We start from the raw sequence: 25,460 nt of genomic DNA on the forward strand, positions 1-25,460 counted from the left end.
GTGCCGGGGTGGTGGCCCCGTCGGCCCTGCCCGGTGAGAGCCACCACCCCGGCCGCTCGACCGTGCCGGCCCAGGAGTCGCCCTGTCCCCTGGGACCGCCACGGGAGCGATGTCGCCGGACCACCCGCAGGTGGCCCGGGACGCGTGACCTTGTGCCCCCGATCCGCGGCGGCAGTCCCCCTTCGCCCCACGGCTTCGACCGGCCGGGCGGCTCCGCCCGTCACCTCGCGGTGCCGCCCGCGACGGGGCTCGTGTGACCGCGGTGTGAAGGTGGGGGAACCCGCGACATGGGCCACCGCGCTCCGGGAAGAAGGGGGGACAGCCCGCCCGGAGCACCGGACCTGTACGGAGGGCGCCGCGGTGCGGCGCAGGGGCGGGACGTACGGCAAGGGAGGCGAAGGAATGACCACCGTCGAACCGCCCTGCGACTTCGGCCCCGGTCTCGGCGCGAGGCTGGAGAGGGATCCGCAGGCCGCTGTGCACGCCCGGCGGCTGGTCCGCACGTTCCTCGGAGACCTGCCGCGCACGGTGCCACGAGAAGCCGCCGAGTCCGTCATGCTCGTGGTCTCCGAGCTGGTGACGAACGTGGTCCGGCACGCGCGCGGCCGGCTCTGCGGCCTGGACCTGAGGGACATGGGCCACGGAGTGGGGATCTCGGTCTCCGACGACGACCCCGAGCCGCCGCGTCCCCGACGTCTCGACCTGACCGGACAGGGGGGCCTCGGCTGGCCGCTGGTGTGCCGGCTGTCCTCCGAACTGACCGTGCTGTCCCGCCCGGACGGCAAGACCGTTCGCGCCGTCGTGCCGTTCTGACACGTCCCGACGTCGCCCTTTCCCGCTTCTGACGATTCCGAGGGAACGAGCATCATCCGCGATTCAGCTGCGACCGCCGGCCGCGACGGAATTCCCCGTCCGTGGGGCGGGGTTGCCCGTCCGTACGGCGAGGGTCTCCCGCCGCGCCGCGAGGCTCTCGGTCCGAACGGCGGGCGCGGGCGTGCGGAACACAGCCCCGGCAAGCGCGTGACGACCCGTGACGGATGACGCGGACGTGGACCGCGCAGGGGGTACCGACCCCCGTCCCGAGGCGGTCGCCCGACGGCTGGCGGACGCCGTCGAAGATCTGGTGGAGCTGTGGACCTCGGCCGGTCGGTCGGTCGTCCCACGGCTGTCCGCACAGCAGTTGAAGGCCCTGAAGGCCGTCGCGCGCCGCCCCGCGGCCACCCTCACCGACCTGGCCGAGAGCGTCGGCACCACCCTGCCCGCGGCGAGCCGTCTCTGCGACCGGCTGGAGGCCGCCGGCCTGCTGCAGCGGATTCCGCACTCCCACAGCCGGCGTGCCCTGAGCCTGCTCCTCACACCACAGGGCAGAAGGGTGCTCGCGGAGATCGGTGCGCGGCGGACCCTGGACCTGGCGGCCGTGCTCGCGGCGATGACCCCGCTCCAGCGGGCCTCACTGGAGGACGGCCTGCGCGCGTTCCGGGCGGCACGGGGTGCGACGGCCGCCGACCGCCGGACGGACGAGTAGGCACGGAACCCGGTCCGCGCCGCCCCGCGGCATGTCGGACGCGGTGTGTCGGACGAGATGTGCCGTACGGCATGTCGGACGAGGTGCGCCGGGCGCGGGCCGTCAGACGGGCGGCCTCCCGGGGCCGTCGTGCCGCTCCGCGCCGCCGAGGTGGACGAGCAGCAGACACACGTCGTCGTCGCGCTGCGAGTCGCGCAGCATCGGGTCCAGAATCCGGTCCGCGGCGCCCTCCAGATCGCTGTCCAGATCGGCCGCGCGCTCGGCGGAGAGCGCCCCGGCCAGCCGCCGGATGCCCGGGTCGATGCCCTCCCTCCGCCGTTCCACCAGACCGTCCGTGTACAGCGCGAGGGTGGATCCCGGCGCGATCCGCGCCGTGTGGTCGCGGATCTCCTGGTGCAGCGGAATGCCGAGCATCGCGCCGGGTCTGGCGTCCAGGACCCGCACCTCGCCGTCCGGGGCGCGCAGCACCGGCGGCGGATGCCCGGCGGCGGCCCAGGTGACCTCGGGCTCGTCCGGGTGGAACCGGGCGATGACCGCGGTGGCGTACAGGTCGGGCTGGAGGTGGTGCAGGAACGCGTGCAGGCGGGTGAGCAGCCGTCCGGGTGTGCCGCCGTCGACGGCGTACGCCCGCAGCGCGGTGCGCAGTTGGCTCATCATGACGGCCGCGTGCAGCCCGTGGCCGGTGACGTCGCCCATGACGGCGACCAGACCCCCGTCGGGCTGCCGGAACGCGTCGTACCAGTCACCGCCGATGTTCAGACCGTGGGTGGCGGGGAGGTAGCGTGCCGCCAGGCTCAGCCAGGGTGTGGCGGGGAGGTCGGTGAGCAGGGCGCGTTGCAGGGTCTCGGCGATGTCGCGGTTGTGCTCGAAGCGCTGCGCGTGGTCGACCGCGATGCCCGTCCTGCGCGCGAGTTCGACGAGCATCACGGCGTCGTCCGCGCTCCACCGCTCCCGCGGCGGGGTCAGCGTCACGACGCCGAGGGGCGTGTGCCGGCTCGGCAGCGGGATGCACAGCAGCGGCTGCCGCGGGTTCAGCACCGAGGGCGGCAGGTCGTCGACCCCGGGCAGCCGGCCCGGATGGTCGGCGGCGTACTGCGGGCGGCCGGTGCGGGCGGCGGCGACGGCGGCCGCCGGACGGGTGGTGTGCCTGCGGGCCTTGTCGTCGGCGGCGAAGAGCCATACGTCGACGCTCCGGGCGTAGTCCGGGACGAGCAGCCGGGGCAGATGGCCCAGGATCTCCTCGTGGTTGAGCGAGGCGGTCAGGGCCGCGCTGGCGTCGGCGAGGAAGGTCAGTCTGCGCCGGGCGCTCTCGGCTTCGGTGCGGGCACGGCGTTCGGCGCCGAACAGCTCGCGCTGGACCCGGCCGGCCGCGTCGAGCTCCGCGTGCAGCGCGAGCACACCCTGGTTGGTCTGGTGCAGTTCCTCCCGGTGGAAGGCGACCAACTGCTCCTGTTCGGCGAGCTTGTCGAGGACCCGGGAGGTGTCCTCGTCGGCGCCGAGCAGGGCGTCGGCGAGAGCCGCCCGGCCGCGCGGCACCCGGACCGGGCCGTGCTCGGCCCGGCCGGCCTCGCTCCGGCCCGGCTCGGTGGTGCCCACGCTCGCCTGCCAACTCGGGCCGCTCTCCGCCCCGTTCGCCTCTGCGCCGAGTGTGACGGTCAGCCGGCCGGCACACCGCTCGCCCGTGGACCCGGTCGCCCGGAGGGTCAGGCGCCAGCCGCCCCCTTTGACCAGACACTGCCGCAGCTGCGCGCTCAGCGCGGTGACCAGGCGGGTGCGCTCCACCGTGGAGACGCCGTGCGCCGCGGCGATCCGGGCGGCGGCGACGCGGGCACGGGCGGCGTCGTCGACCGTGGTGATCTGCCAGGTACGGGTCATGTTCGGTGATCCTGCGGGGTGGGGGCCAGCACGGCCACGGTGGTGTCGTCCCGCGCCGGACGGGCGGCACTGCTGGAATCGCGCGTGATCACGGCGGCGGTGACGGCGGGGTCCGAGGTGGTGAGGTGGGCGAGGGGCGGGGGAACCCAGCGGCTCGGCAGCCCGTCGCTGTGGAGCACGAGCAGGCTGTCCCGGGTCCACGGCAGGCTGCTGTGCGGCAGCCGCGCAGGACGGTGGGCGCCGACGATCCCGGGGTGGGACAGCAGCGGACTCCAGGTGTCGCCGGTACGCAGCCGGGCTCCGATGTTGCCGATCCCCGCGAAGTCGAGGCGCAGGGTCACGAGATCGAGCCGGGCCACCGCGACCGCGGCTCCCCGGGTGTCGTGCAGCGCCGGGTGCAGCGCGCCGAGGAGTTCGGCCGGCGGCAGATGCGCGAGCCGGCGCAGTTCTCCGACGGCGGCCCCGGACGCCTCCGCGGCGGCGGGGCCGTGGCCGAGGCCGTCGGCGAGCAGCAGGGTGACCAGGTCGCCGGAGCGGACACAGGCCCAGGCGTCGCCGGAGTGCTCCGCGGCCGCGAGGGGGATGTTGATGCCTCCCGCGCGGACCGGGGCGCTCACGCCGGGGGAGCGGTGCCCGGCCCGGTCCCTGCGGACCGCGTGGACCCGGGCCAGGGCGACGGTGCCCCGGCCCGGCACGGTGTGCACCTCGAAGTGGTCGCAGACGCGCCGGCAGGTGCCGAGCCCCGCGCCGAGCGAGGCCGTCGTTGAGAACCCGTCGCGCGAGGCGGCCGCGAGGTCGGCGATCCCCGGGCCGTGGTCGATCGCGGCCATCTGCAGGGCCGGGCCCAGCCCGGTGCCGGGGAGCGCGAGGTCGGCGTGCACGGTGTCGATGAGCATCCGGCCACCGCCGCCGTGCTTGAGCAGGTTCGTGGCCAGCTCGGTGGCGACCAGCGCGGCGACGGCGCTGCGGTCGCGGCCGAGTCCCGTGTGCTCGGCGGCGGCCTCGGCCGCGACCCGGACGTCCCGGATCCGGGTCGAGTCGTGGACGGGTACGTCCCAGACGCGTGTCATCGGCTCTCCTTGCGCGGCCGCGGCGCACCCGCGGTCCAGCAGATGACGGTCACTGCCGTGCCCTCGCCGGGACGGGAGTCGATGGAGAACTCGTGCACCAGGCGGCGGGCTCCGCCCAGGCCGAGGCCCAGACCGCCGCCGGAGGTGTAGCCGTCGCCGAGGGCCCGTTCGACGTCCGGGATGCCGGGACCCTCGTCGGAGAACGTCAGGCGCAGCCCCTGGGCGGCCCCCGCCTCCAGGACGGTGGACTCGACCCGGCCGCCTCCGCCGTGCACCAGTGTGTTGCGCGCGAGTTCACTGGCCGCGGTGACCAGCTTGGTCTGGTCCACGAGTCCGAATCCGAGCCCGGCGGCCGCCTGGCGCACGTGCTGGCGCACCCACGCGAGATCCATGTCGGTACGGATCGGCAAGGAGGCGGTGACACTGCCGGAAGTGTCCGTCACGGGCTCTCCTGGCGTACGGGGCTGAGGCGGAGGGGAGTGGAGGCGAGCAGGCGCATGGCCTCGTCGGTGTCGAGCGCGGTGCGCAGCCCGGGCAGGGTGAGGCCGAGTTCGACCAGGGTGATGGCGACGGCGGGGCGCATGCCCGCGACCACGGTCTGCGCGGCGAGCAGCTTCGCGTGCGCGGCCACCTCGGCGAACACGCGCCCCAGGAACGAGTCGACGATCTCGACCCCGGAGATGTCGATGACCACACCGCCGGCGGAACTGGCCGCGACGGCCTCGCCGATGTTGCGCTGCAGCTCCTCGGCCGCCTCGTCGTGCAGGTCGCCCTGGAGCGTGACCAGGAGGATGTCGCCGATCTTCAGAACGGGGACATGGGGACTCGAGGAGCCGGGGACCGGGGCGCTCACCGCGTGCTCGGGCCGGTGCGGTCCTGGTCGACGACGGCGATGCCCTGCCGGTGCAGGGCGTACGCGAGGGCGTCGGCGAGGCTGGCGCGTGTGACCACCGATCCCAGGTCGATGCCGAGGTGGACGATGGTCTGCGCGATCGCGGGCCGGATGCCGGAGACGACGCACTCCGCTCCCATCAGGCGAGCCGCGGCCACGGTCTTCATCAGATGCTGGGCGACCAGGGAGTCGACGGTCGGCACACCGGTGATGTCGAGGATGGCGAACCGGGCCTGCTGGCTGACGACGGCGTCGAGCAGGCTCTCCATCACCACCTGGCTGCGCGCGCTGTCGAGGGTGCCGATCAGCGGGACGGCGACCACACCGGTCCACAGCTTGATCACGGGTGTGGCCACCTCCAGCAGCTGGAGGCGCTGCCGGTCGATGAGTTCCTGCCCGGCGCTGAGCGCCGTCTCCAGGACGACCAGGCGGAGCGTGCCCAGCAGCGCGGTGAGCGTGACCGCGCAGGCCTCGGCGAACGCGCGGGGCCCGTCGGCGAGGTCGGCACTCAGCAGCTCGTAGGCCGCCGGACGCAGCGCCGCCACCTCGTCGGCTATCTGGGCGGAAGCGGCGCCCGCGCGTGCCCGGGAGGCAGCCATGCGTCCCAGCTGTTCGCGCACGGTGGCGAATCCGGCCGCTCCGAGGTCCTCGGCCCGGTCCGCGGCCGCGACCGCGGCGAGCGCCTCCACGACGACCCGGCCCGCTTCCACGGCCTCGTCCCGGGAGACGGTGAAAACGGTGCGGAACAGCGCCTCGTCGGCCCAGCGCTGGGCGATCTGCTCACTGCGACGGCGCAGGAACGCGCCGACCTCCTGCGCCGGCGACTCCTGCTGTACCGCTGTCCGGTGGTCCGCCACGTGTCCTTCTCCTCAGTCCGTGCACCGTGCCGGGCTCCGCCGCCCGGCACGGTTTCTTGTCGTACGACAACTGTAGTCATGGTCCCGGTGCGTACGGCGCCCCCTCTTCCCGGGGAGAGGGCGGCGCGGGACCGGCCCGGACGCCCGGGCCCGGCCCTTCGGGGCTGCTGATCGGGCTACTGCCCGTCGTCCGACGGCCCGTGCCAGTCGAGACACACCACCAGGGCGTCGTCCTCCGGCCTGGGCCTGCCCCGGTGGCCGGTCAGCTCCCTCAGGACGGCGCGGGGCACCTCCGTCGCGGGCAGCAGCCGCGTGGAGGTGATCGCCATGGCCAGGGCCTTCTCCCCGTACTTCTCCCCGCCCGGTCCGGCGACGGCGTGGACGCCGTCGCTCACGAAGAGGAGCCGGTCGCCGGGTTCCACCCGGAACTCCTGCACGCGGTAGTCGGTCTCCTCGAACATGCCGAGGGGCAGCTGGGCCTCGAAGTCGACGCGTTCCACGGTCCGGCCGCGCAGCCGCAGCATCTGGGGCGACCCCGCGTCGATGACCCGCATCCGGCCGGTGGCCAGCTCGAAGTCGAGCATGAGCACGGACAGATAGCGGTCGCCCCGGTACTGGGCGTAGATCGCCTGGTCGGCCAGCGCCGCCTGGTCGTGGAGGGGGATGCCGGCCCGGCGCGCGTTGCGCAGGGCGTTGATGCCGAGATTGGTCAGCAGCGACGCCTCGATGCCCTCGCCCATCCCGTTCGTGACGTAGAGGGACAGCCGGGCGGCGTCGGCCGACCAGTCGAAGTTGTCGCCGAAGATGGCGTACGCGGGTTCCAGCTGGGCGCCGAGCTCGTACTCGGGCCGGGAGCAGGAGCGGCCGGGCAGCAGCTGCCACTGCATCTCCGCGGCCAGCGTCAGCCGGTCCTTGCGGCGTGCCTGGAGATACAGGTCGGTGTCCCGTTCGGCCACGAGCACCTCGTGGCCGAGTACCTCCGCGATGTCGGCGAGTTCGGTGAGCGTCTCCTCGTCGCAGTCCGCCGAGGGCAGGGTGACGGACAGGATGCCGAGCCGGTCGCCGCGCACCGTCACCGGGAGGTGCGCGCGTACGGCCTCCTCGCCGCGTTCCTCGACGAAGGGCTCCTGGGCCCCGAAGGCGCGGCCCTCGGGACTGGTGTGCACCGGAATGGGTTCCAGGGTGTGCGGAAGCACCGACACGGGCTGGAGCACGGTGAGCCCGTAGTCGGCCATGAAGAGCTCGACGGAATCGGCCGCGTAGTGACCGCACAGCACGTCACGGACGGCGTCCAGCAACTGGTGGGGTGCCGCGGTGCGCAAGGCGCGCTCCGCGACCACGAATCTGTTCACGATGTCGGATAGGCCATTCTTCGACTAGTACGATGCCGGGTCCACGCTCCGGGCGAGCCGGTCCAACACGCGCGGGTGTCGTTATCCATTGTTTTGCCCCTCTTGTCGCCTCCGTAGGCTGACAGCGCCAGAGAAGACTGGGAGAGTTGGACGGTGACTTCTTCCGGCCCGCGTCCGCACCCCGGTGAGGTGGCTCGCGTGACCGCCGAGGCGGCCGAGCTGCTGGAGATCCTCTGGGGGCGCGCCTCGACGGCACCCGTCTCCGCCTCACAGCTTCGGGTCATGTTCATCCTGGAACACGACGAGGGGATCAATCTGCGGACCCTCGCCGACGCGCTCGGCTCCACGCCTCCCTCGACCAGCAGGCTCTGCGACCGGCTCCAGGCCGTCGGGTTCGTCGAGCGGACGCCGAGCGACGTCAGCCGCCGGGAGCTCCGGCTGTTCCTCAGCCCCAGGGGCCGGACCTTCCTCGCGGAGCTGCGCGAGCGCCGCGAGCGCGCCGTGGAGGCGGTCCTCGAGCAGATGCCGGCCGCCGGGCGGGCGGCGCTCGTGGAGGGGCTGTCGGCCTTCTGTGCGGCCGCGGCGGCGCAGCTGCACGAGGGTGACGAGATCGGCGTCCGCTCGGCCTGAACGGCGCGGCGGCCCGGACCGGGAACCGGTCGTCGCGGGCCGGTGTGCCGCGGTCGCCGCACGGGGGCGGCCGGTCTCGCGCGCTGCGCCATCTCGGTTCCTCTCTTCGGTCCGGGGTGATCACTCTCCTTCTGTGAGGCGATCACTCTGTTGTCTCATGCTCATAGTTGTCAAATGGCAACTGTTGCCCATGTGCTTCCGCACCGGGCCCTGCGCGGGCCCGGCGGGTCCGGGGCTCGGCCGGTCCGCCGATGGGACGCGCCGCGCCTGCCGGGATGCCGAGCCCCGGCCTCCCTAGTGGCGGGCCGTCCCCTCGCCCATGCGGACCAGCGCGGCGTCCACGTCGTCCACCGACGGGATGGCGAGGCTGACGCCCGTGAGATCCAGAACGCGCTGGACGACCCCCGACGGGGACACGAGGCACACGCCGCCCCCCGCGCGTCCGGCGGCGTCGTGGGCCTTGAGCAGGGCGTTGATGCCGGAGGAGTCCATGAAGGGGACCGCCGACAGATCGAGCAGCAGGTGCCGCCGGCCGCCGCGGATCTGGTCGGCCAGTCGGTGGTGCAGCTCGGGGGCTGTCTCGACGTCCAGCTCCCCGGCGACGGTGACCAGGGCGATGTCCTCGCCGTACACGGTCGCGTCGATGGACACAGGAGCCTCTTCGGCCGGCACGGTTACCTCCAAGGGTCGAGGGGGAGCTGACCCGTCGGGATCGATCCGGCGCTGGGGTACGCCGGTGAGCAGGTCAACGGTTACCCCCCGAACCGAGGTGCACACCTTGGGTCCGCGCCGCCGGATCCGGCGTCTTGACCCTCCCTTTCCTGGATTACCTCTGACACAGAGGTAATCTCGGGACGTGAAGGCGGATGCGGAGCGTTTCCCCGAGACCCTGGCGGACGCCCTGGCCGGGCTGCAGCGGCTGATCAGACGGCGGCTGCGCGCGGGCACGCCCGGACCGGGCCTGCGCGGTGCCGAGGTCGACCTGCTGCGGCTGGTCGTCGACCGGCCGGGCATCGGGGTGTCGGAGGCGGCCAAAGAGCTCTATCTGGCGGGCAATTCGGTCTCGACCCTGGTCAACCGGCTGGTGGGGGACGGCTATCTGATCCGCGAGACGGACCCGGCCGACCGGCGCGCCGTACGACTGCTCCCCACTCCCGCGGCCGACGCACGGCTGCGCGACTGGCGGCAGCGGCGCGCGGTGCTCGTACGCGGCCAGGTGGCCCGTCTCGACGCGGCCGACCGTGCCGCCCTGGAGGCCGCCCTGCCCGCCCTGCGCAGACTGGCGGCGAACCTGCACGAGGAGGCCGAGGAGACATGACACGGCACACCAGCGGAGACACGGACCCCGCACCGCCGCCGGGCCCCGGACCCGGACCCGAGAGCCACGGCGACGGCACCGCCGACGCCGTGTCCTGCGCCGGACTCGTCTACGCCTTCGGCGAGACGACCGCCGTCGACGGTCTCGACCTCGCCGTCCGTGACGGTGAGGTCTTCGGGCTGCTCGGGCCCAACGGCGCGGGCAAGACGACGGCCCTGCAGTGCATCACCACGCTGCTGCCGGTCCCCGCGGGCAAGGTCCATGTCTTCGGACACGACGCCACCCGTGAACAGATGGCGGTGCGACGCCTGTTGGGGTACGTGCCGCAGCAACTGTCCGCCGACTCCGGACTCACCGGCAGGGAGAACGTGGCCCTGTTCGCCCGTGTCTTCGACGTGTCCCGGCGCGAGCGCGCGGCCCGTGTCGCCCAGGCGCTCGACGCGGTCGGCCTCGCCGACGCGGCCGACCGGCTCGCCAAGACGTACTCCGGAGGCATGGTCCGCCGTCTGGAACTCGCCCAGGCTCTGGTCAGCGCGCCGCGGCTGCTGATCCTGGACGAGCCGACCATCGGCCTCGACCCGATCGCCCGCACCAGCGTGTGGGAGCACATCAACGCCGTACGGGCCGCCACCGGCATGACCGTCCTCGTGACCACCCACTACATGGACGAGGCCGACCAGTACTGCGACCGGGTCGCGCTGATGCACCGCGGCCGCGTCCGCGCGCTCGGCACGCCGCGGCAGCTGAGGGTCGGCCTCGCCGAGCGCCGCGGGAACACCGGCGACGGTGAACCGCCCACCCTGGAGGACGTCTTCCGTGACGTCGCCGGCAGTGGACTCGACGACCGATCAGGAGACTTCAGCGATGTCCGAAGCACCCGCCGTACCGCTTCCCGCGTCGGCTGAGCAGGTCCGCCCCGGGAGTCTCGACCTGCTCGTGATCCCGCCCAGGGCCCGGACGGGCTGGCGCGTGCTGCCCGCCCGGGTCGCCGCGATGTGCGCGGTGGAGCTCCAGAAACTCCGCCACGACCGCACCGAGCTGTACACCCGGGCGGTCCAGCCGGCCCTGTGGCTGCTGATCTTCGGCGAGACGTTCACCCGGATCTACCCTGCTTTCGGGCAGGGTGCCCGGTCCTTCAGGGCCGGGTGAATGCCCGCTCCCGCAAAGCGGGGCAGGGGAAGTCGAATCGCCGCCAGGGCGGTTCGGTGTCTCGGGAGAGGCGGTGGTGAGGCCGGCCTCGAGCGGGTGCGGCACCTCGGAGCCGACGGTGGCCGGCTGACTGGCGGTCGGTGGTCGGGTGGGTCGGTGGCCGGGAACGGTCACTCGCACGGGTGATGTCGATCGATGGTGTGGGCGGTCGGGGAACGTGCGGGCTAGGTTCACGGTCGTGGCACGGTTTCGGATGTATCCGACGGGCGAGCAGGCGGGCGTGATGCTCGGTCGCTGCGCGCACGCCCGGTACGTCTGGAACCTGGCCGTCGAGCAGCACACGCACTGGCACAAGGGTCGTAGGGCGGCTCCGGGTTTTGCCGAGCAGTGTCGTCAGCTCACCGAGGCCCGGCGTGAGAACGCCTGGCTGGGCGCCGGGAATGCGGATGTGCAGCAGCAGGCGTTGAAGGATTTCGCCGCGGCGAAGAATGCCCGCTTCGCGTCCGGGTTCGGTGAGCCGACCTGGCGCAGGAAGCACGTGCACGAGGGCTTTCGCGTCATCGGCACCGACCGTGTTCCGGAGTTTGAGGCGGACGGCTTACCGAAGCTGAACGCCAGGGGCAGGCAGGTCATGGGCCGGTCGGTGGTGGTGCACAGGCTCAATCGCAGGTGGGCGCGGGTGAAGGTGCCCGGCTGCGGCTGGGTCCGCTTCCGGCTCAGCCGCAACGGCAAGGGCTCCCGGCTGCCGAAGGCCAAGACCTTCCGTGTCACCTTGCGCAACGGCCGGTGGCACATCGCCTTCGCCGTCGTCCCCGCCCCTATCGATGGGCCCGGCACGGGTGAGGTCATCGGCATCGACCGGGGCGTGAAAATAACCGCCGCCCTCTCCGACGGGCGGAAACTGAACTGCCCGCAGCTCACCGTCAGGGAACGCGCCCGGATCCGCAAACACCAGCGCCGGGCCGCCCGCGCACCCAAGGACAGTGAGCAAAAGAGCGCCGAGTACGCCAAGGCGGCCCGTATCAGGGCCCGTGAAGCGGACCGGCGCAAGGACTGGTGCGAGAAGACCAGCACCATGCTCGCCCGCACCTACGACCTGGTGCGGTTCGAGAAACTCAACATTCGGAACATGACCCGCTCGGCCAGGGGCACCGCGGCAGAACCCGGCAGGAAGGTCGTACAGAAGGCCGGGCTGAACCGGGCGATCCTCGCCCAGGGCTGGGGCCTGCTGCGGCAGCGCACCGGACACAAAGCCCCGGGCCGCATCCAGGACGTCCCCGCCCCCTACACCAGTCTGCGCTGCAGTGCCTGCTGGGGGCACCTCCCACGCCCTTAAGGCAGTGGGGGAGGATCGACAAGAACTCGCGCAAGAACCAAGCCGGGTTCGTCTGCTCCTCCTGCGGCTTCACCTGCAACGCCGACACCAACGCAGCAGTCAACGTCGCGGCAGGACAGGGCGGGATCCCCCGCCCCCGGCGAACAGCCGGTGCCGGAGGGGTGACAACGACCACCAGCCGTTCGAACACCCGTGAACCCCAACCCACCCGGGCTGGAATCCCCCTCTTTCAAGAGGGGGAGGATGTCAAGCGATCCCGACCGGCGGAATCCCCTACCTCGACTATCTGGCGCCTGGCATCATTGCCCAGTCCGCCATGTTCATCGCCATCTTCTACGGCATCATGATCATCTGGGAGCGGGACGCCGGAATCCTCACCAAGCTCCTCGTCACCCCCACGCTCCGCGCTCATCACCGGCAAGATGTTCGCCGCCGGGGTGAAGGCGCTGATCCAGGCCGTGGTGGTCGTCGTGATCGCCGCGCTGCTCGGGGTGGCGATGACCTGGAACCCGCTGCGCTTGTTCGGCGTGGCCGTGGCCGTGGCCGTCGTACTCGGCTCGGCGTTCTTCTCCTGCCTGTCGATGACGATCGCCGGCATCGTGCTCACCCGGGACCGGCTGATGGGCATCGGGCAAGCGAACGCTGTCAGTCCGGTGATCTTGAGGATCTGCCCTTCCGCGGTGTCCTTCACGATGGTGGTCAGCCGCTCGTGCGGACCTCGGTCAACAGCGCCGTCACCCCGTGGCGAGGACGGTAGCCGAGCACTGCGCCGGCCCGCGCCGACACGTACACCCGGTCGATGGACATCGGCAACGCCCATCCGAGCTGGCCGAAACCTGCTGCCACTTCGGGTATCCGCTGCGTGATGAGCACGACCGGATCGTGCCGCAGCTGTCTTCGGTCCTCTGCCTGCCATGGATACGGGCCGGCGATGTTCAGCACTCCGGTCACCTCCTGGGGGCCGCGGACGGCGAGCAGGTGAGCCTCTGTCACGTCGGCTATGTCCACACCCCGGTAGAGCCGGTGCCGTGCCCGAACCGCCGGCGGTTCGGGGAAGCACCTGGCGATCCGCAGACACACCGTACTCATCGAGCCCCTTGCGGAGAGCACCAGGCGTTCGGCCGCGAGTTTCGTCTCGTCGTAGATGTCGCGTGGTCGGCAGGTGACGTCCTCGGTGACCCAGACCGCCTCGTTCCTCGGTTCCAGGGCGTGCCCGTACACCGAGGTCGAGCTCGTGTACACGAAACGGCGCACCCCTGCCGCGGCCGACGCATCCAACAGGTCCCGGGTCGCCCCGACGTTGATCTCGCGGAACTCGTCGTCCGGGCGTACACCGACGTGCGGTGCGTGCAGAGCCGCCGTGTGGACAACGGCACCGGCCCCGGACAGCGCCTGGCGCCACGCCGCAGGGTCGCGCAGGTCCGCCACCACGGACGTGTCGGGCGACGGCACGCGGTCGATACCCATGACCGGGCAGCCCGCAGCTCTGAGACGGCGCACGATCGCCGAACCGACCAACCCCGCGGCCCCGGTCACCACGACATGCCCCGACTGCTGAGACACGGACACCCTCCCCTGGACGAACTGGACGGCACGATCGCCGACTTGAGCGTACGACCTCCCAGGGCGTCCACGGCCGGCACACGGCCGGTCCCGGGCCGCTGGTGACGGCCACCTTCCCGTGATGGCGAACACCTTGCGAACCGGCATTGACCCAAGTCACTTCCCTCCCTGCTTTCAGTCGCCAACGAACTCGACAGGGAGCTCCGTTCTCGCTGCCCCCCCGCGACTTCCACGAGCGCGCTTTGACCATCACGCGAGGCGCAACGACACCGGAGCTTCCCTTCTGACATTCGTGGCGATCGTCCGTCAGAGGGGCGCGGATTCCCCGGCGGGCGTCGGGAGAGCTCCGCTGTCGTAGCCGCATACTTTGATCACTCGGTCGAGTGGTTACTTCCCGGCGAGGTGAAGGCACCGCATCTGACGAGGTCCGTGCCTTGCCGTCTCGACGTCATTGGCGTGCCATGGCGATGCGGATGCGTTGCTGGGGGTCGATGTAGTGGTCGGCATCGTTGGTGCCGGTCTCGACCTGGACCCAGTGGATGTCGCCGTTGAAGGCGCCGTTGCGACTGTCGTAGTCGTCGGCGACCGGCGTGCCGGTGTCCTGTCCCACATCCGCGGTCTCGTCCGCGGAGAAGATGAACGGAACCGTGTGCTCGACGTGGCCTTCACCGACCTTGTCACCGTCGTAGAACAGCGAGACGGTCCCGCCTTTGCCGAGGCCGCCGCCGTCGTAGTCGAACTCCATGCGCACCTGGTGCTCGCCGGTGGGTACGGCGCGGTCGGCCTCGATCTCGACGGTTTCGAGAGAACAGAGGTTGTAGGCGAACTTCGCCCGTCCCTGCTTGGCGTACAGGCTCCAGCCGCCGAAGCTTCCGCCCTGGGCGAGGATGACGCCCGAGAGGGGCCCGTCGGCGGACTCGATCTCAGCGGTGACCGAGAACGACTTGTTCTTGATGTTCACCAGGCTGCTCTCGGTCAGCCGACCCATTCCGCCGTACAGCAACTGGGAGTCGGCTTGGACGAGTTGCGGTCGTCCGGCGATGTCGGCGTTCAACCGCTCGGCCGTACGGTCGTCCAGGGGCAGGACGTTGTACCTGGCAGCCTCGATCAGCCACAGCCGCTGCAGCTCGTGCAGCTTGTCCGGCATCTCGGCGGCCAGGTCGTGGGCCTGGCTCGGGTCCACGGAGCCGTCGTAGAGCTCCCATACATCGTCGTCGAAGGCCAGTTGTTCTCCCGACACCACCCACGGGGTGCGGTGCTTGGTGACCGCGGACCAGCCCTTGTGGTAGATACCGCGATTGCCGAACATCTCGAAGTACTGCTGGTCGTGCCGCTCAGGGGCCTCGGCGTCGTCGAAGCTGTAGAGCATCGAGATGCCCTCCATCGGCGATTGCTGGACTCCGTTGACCATGGTCGGCTCGGGGATCCCCGCGGCTTCAAGAATCGTGGGGGCGACGTCGATGACGTGGCAGAACTGGCTGCGGATCCCGTCGGCCGACCGGATGCCGCGCGGCCAGTGGACGATGGTGCCGTTGCGCGTGCCGCCCCAGTGCGAGGCGACCTGCTTGGTCCACTGGTACGGAGTGTCCATGGCGTGTGCCCAGCCGACCGCGTAGTGGTTGTAGGCCTCCGGCGTACCGAACTTGTCGATCCGGGCCGTCATGAATTCCGGCGTCTCGACCTGTGCCATGGCGTTGAGCACGAGCAGTTCGTTGAAGGTGCCCCGCAGACCGCCCTCGGCGGAGGCCCCGTTGTCGCCGGTGATCAGATACAGCAGCGTGTCGTCGGTGATGCCGAGGTCGTCGAGTGCCTCAACGAGCCGGCCGATGTGGTGGTCGGTGTGCGTGAGGAACCCGGCGTAGACCTCCATCTGCCGGGCGAGCACGGGTCGCAGCGCGGGATCGAGCTCGTCCCAGGCGGGGATCTCCTCATGACGTTTGGTCAGCTCCGCGTTGGGAGGCACGACCCCGAGCTCCTTCTGCCGGGCGAGAGTCTCCTCCCGGATCGCGTCCCAGCCCTGATCGAAACGTCCGCGGTAGCGGCCGGACCACTCTGTGGGCACATGGTGCGGTGCGTGCGTGGCACCGGGTGCGAAGTAGCAGAAGAGCGGCTTGTCGGGCATCAGGGTCTTCTGCTGGCGCACCCATGCGATGGCCTTGTCGGTCAGGTCCTCGGTGAGGTGGTAGCCCTCCTCGGCGGTCTTCGGCGGATCGATCGGAGCCGTCCCCTCGTACAGCGCGGGGTCGTACTGGTTGGTCTCGCCGCCGACGAACCCGTAGAAGTGCTCGAAGCCGCCCCCGCCGGTCGGCCAGGCGTCAAAAGGCCCGGCAGGACTGGTCTGCCAGACCGGCACTTCGTGGCACTTGCCGAACTGCGCGGTGGCGTACCCGTTGAGCCGGAGGATCTCCGCGAGCGGGGCCTTGGTGTTGGGGCGGAGCGAGTTGTAACCGGGAGCCGAGGTGGCGATTTCGGTGATGCCGCCCATCCCCACCGAATGGTGGTTGCGTCCGGTCAGCAGCGCCTGTCGGCTCGGCGAGCACAGAGCGGTGGTGTGGAAGCGGGTGTAGCGCAGGCTGCGTGCGGCCAGGCGCTCGAAGACCGGGGTCTCGCAGGGGCCGCCGAACACGCTCGGCGCGCCGAATCCGACGTCGTCGAGCATGATCACTATGACGTTCGGCGCACCCTCCGGCGGTCGCAGAGGCCGGATGGGCGGGAAGGATGTGTCCGGGTCCTTCGCGTCGTACGTGACCGGCCCCGAGCGAGGCACGTCCGGGATCGGAAGGATCTGCCGCTGGATGTCAGCCATGAGAATTGCCCCTTCTCGCCGTGGCGTCTGAGGGGCCGCTGCTGCCCGCGAAGGACCGCGTACGTGCAAGGCATATCCGCGCGCAGTACCCCTGTATCCAGCCTGTGCCAACGGCTTGGGTCCCGCCACTTCACATGGTGAAGGTGGGAGCCGGCCCATTCCGAGGCGGGTACTCCGTCGTCCAGCTCGGCCAGGGCCGTCGGCTCAGCCGTGGGACGCCGCGGCGGCGATCCGCATGTCCAGTCGGCGGGCCGCCCGCCGGAAGGCCCGGACCAGCAAAGGGCGGCTGCCACGCCACACCGCCCGTAGCGGTTGCCCCACATCCAGGGCGATGGTCCAGTGCAGGATCGTGCCGCCGTAGCGCGAGGGGGTCAGCTGCCAGTCCTCCATCATCGCTCGTACGCCGGGCACGCCGGCCTCCTCCACCCGGTAGGCGAAGCGTCGCACCGGATTCGAGACCAGTACCGTCTCCAGAGCGTGCACGCCGCCGACCAGCCGGACGCGGCGGCTCGTGCCCGCCCCGTACGGCGGATCCCCCACATACCCCGCGGAGGCAAATCCCGGGAACCACGCGGGCCAGCCGTAGGGCGTCTCGGCGAGCTCCCGGAAAACCGCGTCCGGCGGTGCCTCCATCTGCGCTGCGAACGTCAGCCGAAGCGGCGCGAGCTCAAGGAACTCAAGCGTCTCTGGGCGCAAGTGCCAAACCATCTCGCTGCCCTCCGTTCCGAGAACGGCGGCCCTCAAGCCACCACGGATGTGATGCCACGATCGGTGATTCCTCCGCAGCCCGTCGTCTCCCCTAGGGTGCGCTGACCGACGACCCGGTGCCCGGCTCTTCGGGTTCCCCTTCACGTAGTCCGGGCCGTTGGGCGGCGGCCTTCTTGTGCCACGCGCCATACCGTTCTGAAAGGACGACGGCCGATGTTCCGTGCAGAAGGATGCTCAGCGCGACGGTGACCGCGACCACCCGGCTGAGGAGTTGGACCCCGGGGACGTGTTCCTCCACCACGAGAAGTCCGAAGACGACGGAGGCGAGTCCGCGCGGCCCGAACCATCCGATGTAGGAGATCGTCGGAAGGGCCAGGCCGCTCCCGGTCAGGGAGAGGGCGACGGGAAGCATCCGCACCAGGGTGAGGCTCAGCACCGCATAGGTGATGATCCGCCAGTCGAGGTGCTCAAGCGCCGGACCGAGTAGGACGGCGCCGAAGACCAGAAAGCTCAAGGAGGCCAGGAGCTCAGCAAGACGTCCGGCGAGGTCGGCGGTGTCGTCGGTGGCGAGCGCCTCCGCGGACGGGCCCTGCCGTAGGGAGGCACCGAAGGCGAAGCCGGCCACCCAGGCCGCGATGAACCCGCTCCCGTCGACGACGACCGCCAGTGTGTACGCGCCTGCGGCTACGGCCAAGGTGAACACCTGCCGCCAATCACGACTGACCCAGTCCCGCTCGCGAGACCGGCGCAACAGCCACCCGCCGAGCCCAGCCACGGCGAGGCCCAGCGCGGTGCTGAGCACGAGCGCCCGCCAGAAGACCCCGGCAACACCCTCCTCCGAGGTCACCGTGCCGGGCAGAGCGGCGAGGAAGAGCAGGAAGAAGGGAAGCGCCATACCGTCGTTGAGGCCGCTTTCGACGTTGAGGCCGCTGCGCACCAGCGGGGGGACGCGCAGGCTGGTGACCGCGGTCTTGCCCAGAGCGGCGTCGGTGGGGGCCAGGATCGTCCCGAGCAGCGCCAGTTCCCATGCGGTCAGGCCCGGTAGCAGGGGCCAAGCCAGGAGCCAGCCGACCCCGATGGTCAACGGCAGCCCGATCCCCAGCAGTCGGCCGGGGAGGAATCCGCCGACGCGCAGATCCCGTCGGCGTACGGACATCGCGTCGGTGAAGAGGATCAGGGTCAGGGCTGCTTCGACCAGGGTGAGGACCGGTCCCGCGTCGTGCTCCAGGTCGAGAAGGCCGAGCCCGACCGGGCCGATGGCGACCCCGAAGCCGGTGAACACCATCGGTGCTGACACAGCGGTGGTCGCCAGCCGCCGGGAGAAGAGCGCGTAGCCCGCCGTCACGGCGGCCACGGCCGCCCCCGTCCACGCGCCACCGCTCACCGGGTCGCTGCCGCGGTGTCGTCGCGGGCGCAGCGGAAGCCCTGGTTGCCGGTGCTGCTGTCGGGGGTGCTGGAGCTGCGGGCGGCGACGCGGTAGCGGCGGCAGTAGGAGGCGTGGCAGAGGTAGGACCCACCCCGGATCACCCGTTGCACGCCGAGTGAAGGGCCGCGCGGATCGTCCTTCGGGCTGCTCCGGTAGTAGGTGGGCGAGTACCAGTCCGCGCACCACTCCCAGACATTGCCGCACATGTTGTGCAAGCCGTAACCGTTGGCGGGATACGTGGTGACGGGTGCCGTGCCGTACCAGCCGTCCGCGCCGGTGTTGTGGAGGGGAAAGCTGCCCTGCCACACGTTCATCCGGTGCTCACCGGCGGGTTCCAGCTCATCGCCCCAGGGGAACACGTGCTGTTCGAGGCCGCCACGGGCGGCGTACTCCCACTCGGCCTCGGTCGGCAGTCGCTTTCCCGCCCAGGCGGCGTAGGCCATGGCGTCGTTCCACGAGACGTGGACGACCGGGTGCTGAGCGCGATCACCTACATCAGATTGAGGGCCCTCGGGATGGCGCCAGCACGCCCCGTGCACCTGTCGCCACCAGGGGGCATCGGCGACCGCCCCGGTGGCGGGAAAGTCGAGCGGCAGGAGCCCGGCGAAGACGAACGACCAACCGAAGCGCTCGGCGTCGGTGACATGTCCGGTCGCGTCGGTGAAGTCCTGGAACTCCGCGTTGGAGACGGCGCATCGGTCGATCCGGAAGGGGGCGAGCCGCACCGGGTGAACAGGGTCCTCTCCATCGCCAGGCACGGCCCAGCCGTCCTCCGCCCCCATCAGGAACTCACCGCCGGGAATGCGCACCATGTTGTCCGCCTGCGTACCGGCCGGGAGCGCAGACGGCACCGGCGTGGTCACATGACGCGCCGTCTCGGCTCGGGACGGACTGCAGCACCGCCTGCCTGATTCACTTTCCGACATGGAGCACCAATCGGGATGTAATGTGCCAATCGTCTCATGATCGGGCTCTGGCACGTCCGTACCCGACATCGACACGGCGTGCGCGAGGCCCATGTCGCCCTCTCCGGCCGGGGAGGCAAACGTCACGGCGCGGCGTCCTTGACGGTCAGAGACAGGAGTTTATTGCCGGTCGGGCAGATTTGTGTGGTCGCGTCCATCCGCGGTCAGACGGTGCAGTCGAAGACGGGGCTCTCGGCGACGTACAAAGGAGTCGCGGTCTGTCCTACGCGCCGGTACTGGGTGGCAGGTTCAGATCGCCTCCGTGGTCCCCTCGGACGCAGGCCGGTGCGTGCTTGACGTGCGTCGGACGCTCCGGCAGTCGGACGTCAGTCGACAGCCAACATCTTGCGAACCGGCATTGACCCAGGCCATCACCATGCCCCTGTTCTTCGGCTCCAACGCCCTCTACCCGGTGGCCGTCATGCCCGGCTGGCTGCAGGCCGTCAGCCTGGTCAACCCGCTCAGCTACCAAGTCGACGCCCTGCACGGCCTCTTGCTCGGCACCCCCGCGCACCTGCCCCTCGACTACGGCGTCCTGGCCGTGGCCGCGGCCCTCGGCATCTGGTCCGCGTCGTCCCTGCTGGGCCGGCTGGCCAGATGAGATCCGGGCCCGGACCCGGCCCGGACGGGCGCCGCCCGAGGCTGTCGGCAGGTGAGAGTCGGTCGGCCTCGTCATCCCGTGGCGACGTGCCAAGACCGATCTGCCGAAGCCCTGGCCACCTCGGCGTCGTACTGCCCGGCCTCGAAGTGAAATGCCGGAGGCCGTGTTCCACCTCCAGGCACCTGCCAGTCGGACCACTCCACGATGTCCCCGTGCCGCTGCACGAAGACCGAGAGGTGGCCGCAGCATCCGCCCGTGCACTCGGGCTCCCCCAACACCACACGTCTTCCCTCTGCGGTCGCCCACAGCGGGCTGCGACCGTCGGCGGGCAGTGCCTCTTCCGCGAACGGGCCACGGCCTCCCTCGCCGACCGGCTCTGCCACCACGTCTTCGCCGTCGATCCACAACCGCAGCTGGGCAGCCCATCGGGACCCTGGCGGCAACATCATGATCTCCAGCCGATTGAGCATCGGATCATCCTAGAGGTCGGCTCTGACGTGACCTGCGTACGTTGCGGCGGTGGAGACGGCGGCATCCGGCGAGCCGGGCATCGGTGTGCTCGATGGTCCAGCAGCGGCGTCCCAGCCGTTCGGAGGACTCGATGTTCTCCCGGCTGGTGCCGCCGGTGAGCTTGAGGGTCGGTGTGGGTGCGTGGACCGCCCGATCGCGTCAGCGCGGCAGCGATCCAGGCCGGCCGACGAGCCGCGAGGTGCGCTCAGGTGGAGCGTGTGCGGCGGGACTTGGCCCACAGAAGAAGTCCGGCGCCGGCTGCGGCGGCGAGGAGTACGCCGCCCACGGCCCAGGCCGGCGTGCCGGTACGGGATGTCCCGGCCGAGTGCTTCGCGGCTTGCTGAGCGGCGCAGGTCTTTCCGGGTAGGGCGGGGGCGATCCGCAGACGGGCCCATGGTTTGCCGGGGCCGGCTTGGTCTGCGTCATGCCGGTAGACGACATGGAGGCCGGGTGCGGAGTCGCATCTGAGGGTGGTGGTGGCGGTCAGGACGGCTCTGGCTCCGCGCAGGACGGAGCGGTCGGTGAACGCGCGGGAGGTGAGGGTGATGTCACCGTCCGATCCCTCGTCGTAGTTGTCCGTGATCGTGATGCGGCTGCCGGCCCGGAAGGTCCGCACGTCCCATTCCGACTGGGGCCACGTGCTGGCGGGAGCCCAGCGTTCCTCCAGGCTGGGCGGGGGCAGTTTCCGGACCTTGTTCCGGCAGGCGCGGCGTGCCGCCTCGTCGGTGGCTTCGACGCGTACGCGTGCCCAACGGAACGGATGCTCCTCCGGGCCCACGTCTCCGGCGCCGTGCAGCAGGACCGGGTAGGTGCCGGGCCGGGTGTCGCAGGCGACGGTCACGGTGGTGGTCAGCAGCGGATTCATCATCCGCAGCTTTCCTGCCCCGATGAACGCGGACGAAGTGATGGTCTCGGCGTAACCGGCCTCGCCGGACTTGGCGTTGACCGTCAGTGTGTCGCCGGGACGCACCGACCGGACGCTTCCGAACGGGAGGGACGACTCGAGCGGGGAGGCCGAGGCCGCCCCGGCTGCCAGAAAGGGCAGCAGGAGAGGGAGTGCCACCCACGCGGTCCTGCGGAGTCGGTCCATCGCCTTGCCCATCTCTTATTTGGCGATATGTCAGTTATTGATGGATAGTACAGTGCAATTGAACCCGTGTACGACAAAGGGGAGTTCGGGGTTCGCTCACCGTACGACCCCCTACAAGACGGAAAGGCACCTTGTTGCGTTCCAGACACAGATGGATTCCTGTCCTGGCACTGGGACTGGGCGTCGGCGTTCTCGGCGCCGGGACGGCATCGGCCGCGACGGGCCGTCCGACGCCGGCGCTTTCCGCCCCACCGACGGCCTCCGCCTCACCGACGGCTCCCGGCACCAGGCATCGGGTCCCGCCGAAGCCGCCGGCACCCTCGGCGCCGTCGACGGTCGCGGGGGCCGTCGAGCCGACCGACTCCGCCACACCCTCGGCGTCCTCGACGCAGTCCGCCGAGCCGACCTCCTCTCCCTCCCCCTCGGACGGGCAGAGCCTGAGCGAGGAAGAGAAGTACTGGACGGCGGACCGCATGGACGACGCGGTCCCGATCGACTCCCCGCCGGCCCCCGCTTCGGCCGTGGCGAAGCACGGCATCACGGCCGGCACGGCCGCCGCGCACAGGCCGCCGCCATCGGGCACCCCCGCCCCGGAGCACTTCCTCGGCCACCCGATGGTGGGCACGTTCTTCTTCGACGGCAAACCGCTCGGCGGCCCGAAGACGTACTGCACCGGCAGCGTCGTACACACGGCCGCCAAGGACATCGTCCTGACCGCCGGACACTGCGGCCGCGGCCTGGAGAGGGCCACCCACCGCATCTTCGTTCCGCAGTACCGCATCGGCAGGTCCGCCGTCGAGCAGCCGTTCGGCGTGTACCCGGTGTCCCGCCTGTACGTGGACCCGCGCTACGACGCGAACACCAAGAAGCCGACCTCCGACCTGGACCTGGCCTTCGCGCAGGTCGACCCCAACACGCGGGGCAAGGTGGAGGACGTCACGGGGGCTTTGACCTTCACCCCGGCCGACGGCTACAAGCACAAGGTCACCGTCATCGGCTATCCCGACGACGCCGGTGTCAACCCCGACCACGTGCCGGTCCGCTGCCCCGTCAGCACCTCTCGACTGCCGGGCTTCCGGCAGATGCGCATGACCTGCACCGGCTTCTACGGTGGTGTTTCCGGCGGCCCGTGGATCGAGGACTACAACAGCACCAACGGCACCGGCAAGGTGATCGGCAACACCGGCGGATACAACGGTGGTGGCAACGACGCCAACGACGACTGGGTGACCTACTCGCCGGTCTACGGCAAGGACGCCCAGGACCTGTTCGCCGACGCCGCCGCGCACCGGAAAGTGGAGGAGGACAAGCCGCCGTACCAGCCGTCCGGAGACCCCTGGCTGCCGGGCGCGGCGACCACCTGGCAGAACGCCGACCTGATGGCCTCGGGCGACTTCCGCCGGACCGGCCACAGCGACATGATCGTGGTCTGGTCCGACGGCGAGGTCACGCTCTACCCCGGCAACGGACACGGCGGCTACGATCCCGAGCGGCAACTGCTGCCCAAGAACTCCACGTGGAAGAACGCCAGGACCATCACGGCGGGCGACTTCACCGGGTCCGACCAGTTCGACCTGCTGGTCCGCTGGGTCGACGGCGAGGTGACGCTGTACGGCGACGTCGGCTCCAGGGGACTGGACCGGGCCGGCACCCAGATGATCAAACCCAACGACCTCTGGAAGAACGCGACTCAGATCGCCGCGGGCCGCTTCGCCGCCTCGACGTACGTCACCGACCTCGTCGTGCGCTGGGCCGACGGTGAGCTGACCCTCTACACGAACGTCAGCGCCGGCACCTTCGGGCAGGAGCACCGGCTGAAGCCGAAGAACGACACCTGGCGGGACGCCACACTCCTGACGGCCGGTGAGTTCTCCGGCAACCAGAAATGGGACCTCATGGTGCGCTGGGTCGACGGCGAGCTCGACGACTACGTCGGTACGACGACCTCGGGCCTCGGCGGCGAGCATCGCATCCTGGACCCCAACGGGCTCTGGAAGCACGACGCGGCCATGACGACCGGCGACTTCACCGGCAACGGCCGTACCGACGACCTCGTCGTCCGCTGGTCCGACGGCGAGACCACCATGTACACCGACACCCTCGCCAACCAGCTGGGAACCGAACACACGCTCGTCGCCCCGACCTCCTGAGCCCATCCGAACCACACGGCCGGCCACGGGACGACCTCCGCGCCGACGCCCGAAGCGTTCGTGACCGACGCGGCGCCCGACGTGCCGGAAGGGTTGGACGCGGCCGGCAGCACCGAGCCGCCGGGTCGGGCAGACCTGGAACGACTCGTCCGGCCGATCGGGCCGGCCTCACCAGGCACGCCGTTCGGCACACTTCCACAACGACCAGCAGGTCCGCCGGCCTTCGTCCTCCCGCTCGGGAGGACGAAGGCCGGCGGACGTCATGGGCTGGACACGCAGGGCAGACCAGGCTGTTGCCGGTCATGCGGATCCATCGCACCTGTCACACCCATCGCACCCATCGCACCCGGAACGAGGCAGGCATCGCCGACGGCGGCATCAGTTCTTCCCGCCGTCCACGATGACCGGCGTGCCGTGTGCGTCCGTACCGCACGGCACCGCGTACACCGGGTTGGCCTTCGCGGCTTCCTTGTACGCCTCAAGGCACTGGTTGTACAGCACCTTGTCGCTCAGCGACTGCCCGATGATCCTGTTGGCGCGGGCGATGCCCTCCGCCTCGATCCGCTTGCGCTCCGCCTCCGCCTTGGCCGTACGTGCCGCCTCGGTGGCCCGCTCCGTGGCCTGCTCCTGCTGAATCTTCTTGTCGATCTGATCCTGCAGTTTCTCCGAAGGCCTCACGTTGCGCAGGTTGACGGAGGTGACGTCGATGCCGCGTGGTGCCAGTCGCTCCTTGACCAGGTCGGCGATCTCCGAGCTGATCTGCTCGCGGGCGGACGCATAACCTTCCTCGCTGGTGTGCTTCGCGAAGACGTTGCGGATGATCTCGCGGCTGTCCGGCAACACCAGTCGCCCCTCGACGGCTTCCTCGCTGCCCGCCAGTCGGTACAGCGCGACCGCCTCGGTCGGCACCACGGCCCACTTGATGGTGACGTCCGCATAGAGCACGCCACCTTGCGATGAACGGACCTCCACCACGTCCTTGTCGATGAGGTCGAGGTCCACCGGGCGGGTGGAGAAGGACGTGACGTCGGTGAACGGTGACGTGAAGTGGACGCCCGAGACCAGTGGCGTGCCGATCCTGCCGAAGGTCACCGGCACACCGACCTCGGAGGCACTCACGACATGGACACAGGCGAAGGCGCCTGCCAGCAAGCCCGCCACGGCACTGAGCGCCGCCCCGAGTCTCCAACGGCCCGCGGCAGTGCGGCCCCGGCCGACGAGAAAGAGCACTACCGCCGCTATGAGCAGCAGGATGGACAGCACGAACACAGAGATCCCCCTTTGAAAACGTCTCCGCGCCTCCTGGGGCGCGGCCCCGGCGCATCGTAACGATCCCGGTGCCGGGCCGCATGCAGCCCGAACCGAGCAGGAACCGCAGAACGTCATCCAGCCCGGGTGAGCGGGGCCGGGCGGGGCCACGACTTGGACCGAGCCCCCGTGACCGCGCCGTTGCGGCTACCGAATCCCCGCCGCTTCTGGGGTCATCTCCCTTGTGGTGCAACACCGTCCTCTGCCGGCACGCCGACGACGATCGACAGCAGGAAGTCGCTGCCGGACTCGACATGACGGTCCGCAGAACACGCCGGGAAGCACAGGAAGCTGCTGCCGTGCCGGTAGAGAACACCGATGATCCGGAC

Annotated in this window: 23 protein-coding genes and 3 pseudogenes; 11 read left to right on the plus strand and 15 right to left on the minus strand. The window is 70.7% G+C overall.

Annotated elements, in window-relative coordinates; translation table 11 throughout:
* Positions 1-402 precede the first annotated feature (402 nt).
* Positions 403-813, plus strand: coding sequence for an ATP-binding protein (locus ACH4S8_RS42575; protein ID WP_398404252.1), 411 nt, complete (start codon positions 403-405; stop codon positions 811-813).
* A 235-nt stretch (positions 814-1,048) separates the two neighbouring features.
* Positions 1,049-1,525: a MarR family winged helix-turn-helix transcriptional regulator gene (locus ACH4S8_RS42580; protein ID WP_398404254.1), complete on the plus strand. Its 477-nt coding sequence runs from the start codon at positions 1,049-1,051 to the stop codon at positions 1,523-1,525.
* Between the two features lie 102 nt (positions 1,526-1,627).
* Here ACH4S8_RS42580 and ACH4S8_RS42585 read toward each other — a convergent pair whose 3' ends face one another.
* The 6 genes from ACH4S8_RS42585 to ACH4S8_RS42610 form a co-directional block, all read right to left on the minus strand.
* Positions 1,628-3,400 carry a PP2C family protein-serine/threonine phosphatase gene (locus tag ACH4S8_RS42585; protein ID WP_398404256.1) on the minus strand — a complete coding sequence of 591 codons (1,773 nt, stop codon included), beginning with the start codon at positions 3,398-3,400 and terminating at the stop codon, positions 1,628-1,630.
* Complete coding sequence (locus ACH4S8_RS42590; RefSeq protein WP_398404258.1) at positions 3,397-4,470, minus strand: SpoIIE family protein phosphatase; 1,074 nt, start codon at positions 4,468-4,470, stop codon at positions 3,397-3,399. Before ACH4S8_RS42590 ends, ACH4S8_RS42585 begins: the two co-directional genes overlap by 4 nt.
* Positions 4,467-4,862: an anti-sigma regulatory factor gene (locus ACH4S8_RS42595; protein WP_398404308.1), complete on the minus strand. Its 396-nt coding sequence runs from the start codon at positions 4,860-4,862 to the stop codon at positions 4,467-4,469. The genes ACH4S8_RS42590 and ACH4S8_RS42595 overlap by 4 nt, the downstream gene beginning before the upstream one ends.
* A 47-nt stretch (positions 4,863-4,909) precedes the next feature.
* Entirely contained in the window at positions 4,910-5,323 is a 414-nt protein-coding gene (locus tag ACH4S8_RS42600; RefSeq protein ID WP_398404260.1) for an STAS domain-containing protein, read from the minus strand.
* Positions 5,320-6,219, minus strand: a complete 900-nt coding sequence (locus ACH4S8_RS42605) for an STAS domain-containing protein (protein WP_398404262.1) — start codon at positions 6,217-6,219, stop codon at positions 5,320-5,322. The genes ACH4S8_RS42600 and ACH4S8_RS42605 overlap by 4 nt, the downstream gene beginning before the upstream one ends.
* Positions 6,220-6,395: 176 nt before the next feature.
* Complete coding sequence (locus tag ACH4S8_RS42610) at positions 6,396-7,571, minus strand: PP2C family protein-serine/threonine phosphatase (RefSeq protein WP_398404264.1); 1,176 nt, start codon at positions 7,569-7,571, stop codon at positions 6,396-6,398.
* Between the two features lie 198 nt (positions 7,572-7,769).
* Between ACH4S8_RS42610 and ACH4S8_RS42615 the strand changes: the two genes are divergently transcribed.
* Complete coding sequence (locus ACH4S8_RS42615) at positions 7,770-8,201, plus strand: MarR family winged helix-turn-helix transcriptional regulator (RefSeq protein ID WP_398404266.1); 432 nt, start codon at positions 7,770-7,772, stop codon at positions 8,199-8,201.
* A gap of 294 nt (positions 8,202-8,495) precedes the next feature.
* On the opposite strand, the gene ACH4S8_RS42620 is transcribed toward ACH4S8_RS42615, so the two are convergent.
* On the minus strand, positions 8,496-8,873 hold the full coding sequence (locus tag ACH4S8_RS42620) for an STAS domain-containing protein (protein WP_398404268.1): 378 nt from the start codon (positions 8,871-8,873) through the stop codon (positions 8,496-8,498).
* 184 nt (positions 8,874-9,057) lie between these two features.
* Here ACH4S8_RS42620 and ACH4S8_RS42625 point away from each other — a divergent pair, with 184 nt between their 5' ends.
* The 6 genes and pseudogenes from ACH4S8_RS42625 to ACH4S8_RS42650 form a co-directional block, all read left to right on the plus strand.
* The gene (locus ACH4S8_RS42625) at positions 9,058-9,519 is read left to right on the plus strand and encodes a MarR family winged helix-turn-helix transcriptional regulator (protein ID WP_398404270.1); all 462 of its coding nucleotides are present in this window, start codon (positions 9,058-9,060) and stop codon (positions 9,517-9,519) included.
* Entirely contained in the window at positions 9,516-10,424 is a 909-nt protein-coding gene (locus ACH4S8_RS42630; protein ID WP_398404272.1) for an ATP-binding cassette domain-containing protein, read from the plus strand. Before ACH4S8_RS42625 ends, ACH4S8_RS42630 begins: the two co-directional genes overlap by 4 nt.
* A pseudogene (locus tag ACH4S8_RS42635) lies at positions 10,384-10,623 on the plus strand (multidrug ABC transporter permease); the annotation flags it as partial. The gene ACH4S8_RS42630 and the pseudogene ACH4S8_RS42635, both read left to right, overlap by 41 nt.
* Before the next feature lie 283 nt (positions 10,624-10,906).
* On the plus strand, positions 10,907-12,004 hold the full coding sequence (locus ACH4S8_RS42640) for an RNA-guided endonuclease InsQ/TnpB family protein (protein ID WP_398404274.1): 1,098 nt from the start codon (positions 10,907-10,909) through the stop codon (positions 12,002-12,004).
* A 14-nt stretch (positions 12,005-12,018) separates the two neighbouring features.
* The gene (locus tag ACH4S8_RS42645) at positions 12,019-12,351 is read left to right on the plus strand and encodes a zinc ribbon domain-containing protein (protein ID WP_398404310.1); all 333 of its coding nucleotides are present in this window, start codon (positions 12,019-12,021) and stop codon (positions 12,349-12,351) included.
* Positions 12,252-12,642, plus strand: a pseudogene (locus ACH4S8_RS42650) (multidrug ABC transporter permease); the annotation flags it as partial. The gene ACH4S8_RS42645 and the pseudogene ACH4S8_RS42650, both read left to right, overlap by 100 nt.
* Before the next feature lie 61 nt (positions 12,643-12,703).
* Here the strand turns inward: ACH4S8_RS42650 and ACH4S8_RS42655 are convergent.
* The 5 genes from ACH4S8_RS42655 to ACH4S8_RS42675 form a co-directional block, all read right to left on the minus strand.
* Positions 12,704-13,567, minus strand: coding sequence for an NAD-dependent epimerase/dehydratase family protein (locus tag ACH4S8_RS42655; protein ID WP_398404276.1), 864 nt, complete (start codon positions 13,565-13,567; stop codon positions 12,704-12,706).
* A 448-nt stretch (positions 13,568-14,015) separates the two neighbouring features.
* Entirely contained in the window at positions 14,016-16,373 is a 2,358-nt protein-coding gene (locus ACH4S8_RS42660; protein WP_398404278.1) for an arylsulfatase, read from the minus strand.
* Between the two features lie 204 nt (positions 16,374-16,577).
* A complete protein-coding gene (locus ACH4S8_RS42665; protein ID WP_398404280.1) occupies positions 16,578-17,006 on the minus strand; it encodes an SRPBCC family protein in 429 nt (142 codons plus the stop codon).
* A gap of 166 nt (positions 17,007-17,172) precedes the next feature.
* Positions 17,173-18,435, minus strand: a complete 1,263-nt coding sequence (locus ACH4S8_RS42670; protein WP_398404282.1) for a cation:proton antiporter — start codon at positions 18,433-18,435, stop codon at positions 17,173-17,175.
* 26 nt (positions 18,436-18,461) lie between these two features.
* A complete protein-coding gene (locus ACH4S8_RS42675; RefSeq protein ID WP_398404284.1) occupies positions 18,462-19,433 on the minus strand; it encodes a formylglycine-generating enzyme family protein in 972 nt (323 codons plus the stop codon).
* A gap of 403 nt (positions 19,434-19,836) precedes the next feature.
* Here ACH4S8_RS42675 and ACH4S8_RS42680 point away from each other — a divergent pair.
* Positions 19,837-20,073: pseudogene (locus ACH4S8_RS42680) on the plus strand (ABC transporter permease); the annotation flags it as partial.
* Between the two features lie 71 nt (positions 20,074-20,144).
* On the opposite strand, the gene ACH4S8_RS42685 reads toward ACH4S8_RS42680, so the two are convergent.
* Together ACH4S8_RS42685 and ACH4S8_RS42690 are read right to left on the minus strand one after the other, a co-directional pair.
* Positions 20,145-20,543, minus strand: coding sequence for a hypothetical protein (locus ACH4S8_RS42685; RefSeq protein WP_398404286.1), 399 nt, complete (start codon positions 20,541-20,543; stop codon positions 20,145-20,147).
* Between the two features lie 245 nt (positions 20,544-20,788).
* A complete protein-coding gene (locus ACH4S8_RS42690; RefSeq protein WP_398404288.1) occupies positions 20,789-21,646 on the minus strand; it encodes a hypothetical protein in 858 nt (285 codons plus the stop codon).
* A gap of 158 nt (positions 21,647-21,804) precedes the next feature.
* Between ACH4S8_RS42690 and ACH4S8_RS42695 the strand changes: the two genes are divergently transcribed.
* Complete coding sequence (locus tag ACH4S8_RS42695) at positions 21,805-23,823, plus strand: trypsin-like serine protease (RefSeq protein WP_398404290.1); 2,019 nt, start codon at positions 21,805-21,807, stop codon at positions 23,821-23,823.
* A gap of 378 nt (positions 23,824-24,201) precedes the next feature.
* Here ACH4S8_RS42695 and ACH4S8_RS42700 read toward each other — a convergent pair whose 3' ends face one another.
* Positions 24,202-25,092, minus strand: coding sequence for a prohibitin family protein (locus ACH4S8_RS42700; protein ID WP_398404292.1), 891 nt, complete (start codon positions 25,090-25,092; stop codon positions 24,202-24,204).
* Between the last annotated feature and the right edge of the window lie 368 nt (positions 25,093-25,460).

The sequence above is a fragment of the Streptomyces sp. NPDC021080 genome (genome assembly GCF_044333225.1).
Lineage (GTDB): Bacteria > Actinomycetota > Actinomycetes > Streptomycetales > Streptomycetaceae > Streptomyces.

Bases quoted from the DNA above. Each gene is read 5' to 3' on its own strand.
- ACH4S8_RS42590 (WP_398404258.1), bottom strand. From the start codon at position 4,470: ATGACACGCGTCTGGGACGTACCCGTCCACGACTCGACCCGGATCCGG.
- ACH4S8_RS42585 (WP_398404256.1), bottom strand. From the start codon at position 3,400: ATGACCCGTACCTGGCAGATCACCACGGTCGACGACGCCGCCCGTGCC.
- ACH4S8_RS42675 (WP_398404284.1), bottom strand. From the start codon at position 19,433: ATGTCGGAAAGTGAATCAGGCAGGCGGTGCTGCAGTCCGTCCCGAGCC.
- ACH4S8_RS42630 (WP_398404272.1), top strand. From the start codon at position 9,516: ATGACACGGCACACCAGCGGAGACACGGACCCCGCACCGCCGCCGGGC.
- ACH4S8_RS42665 (WP_398404280.1), bottom strand. From the start codon at position 17,006: ATGGAGGCACCGCCGGACGCGGTTTTCCGGGAGCTCGCCGAGACGCCC.
- ACH4S8_RS42660 (WP_398404278.1), bottom strand. From the start codon at position 16,373: ATGGCTGACATCCAGCGGCAGATCCTTCCGATCCCGGACGTGCCTCGC.
- ACH4S8_RS42575 (WP_398404252.1), top strand. From the start codon at position 403: ATGACCACCGTCGAACCGCCCTGCGACTTCGGCCCCGGTCTCGGCGCG.
- ACH4S8_RS42595 (WP_398404308.1), bottom strand. From the start codon at position 4,862: ATGGATCTCGCGTGGGTGCGCCAGCACGTGCGCCAGGCGGCCGCCGGG.
- ACH4S8_RS42685 (WP_398404286.1), bottom strand. From the start codon at position 20,543: ATGCTCAATCGGCTGGAGATCATGATGTTGCCGCCAGGGTCCCGATGG.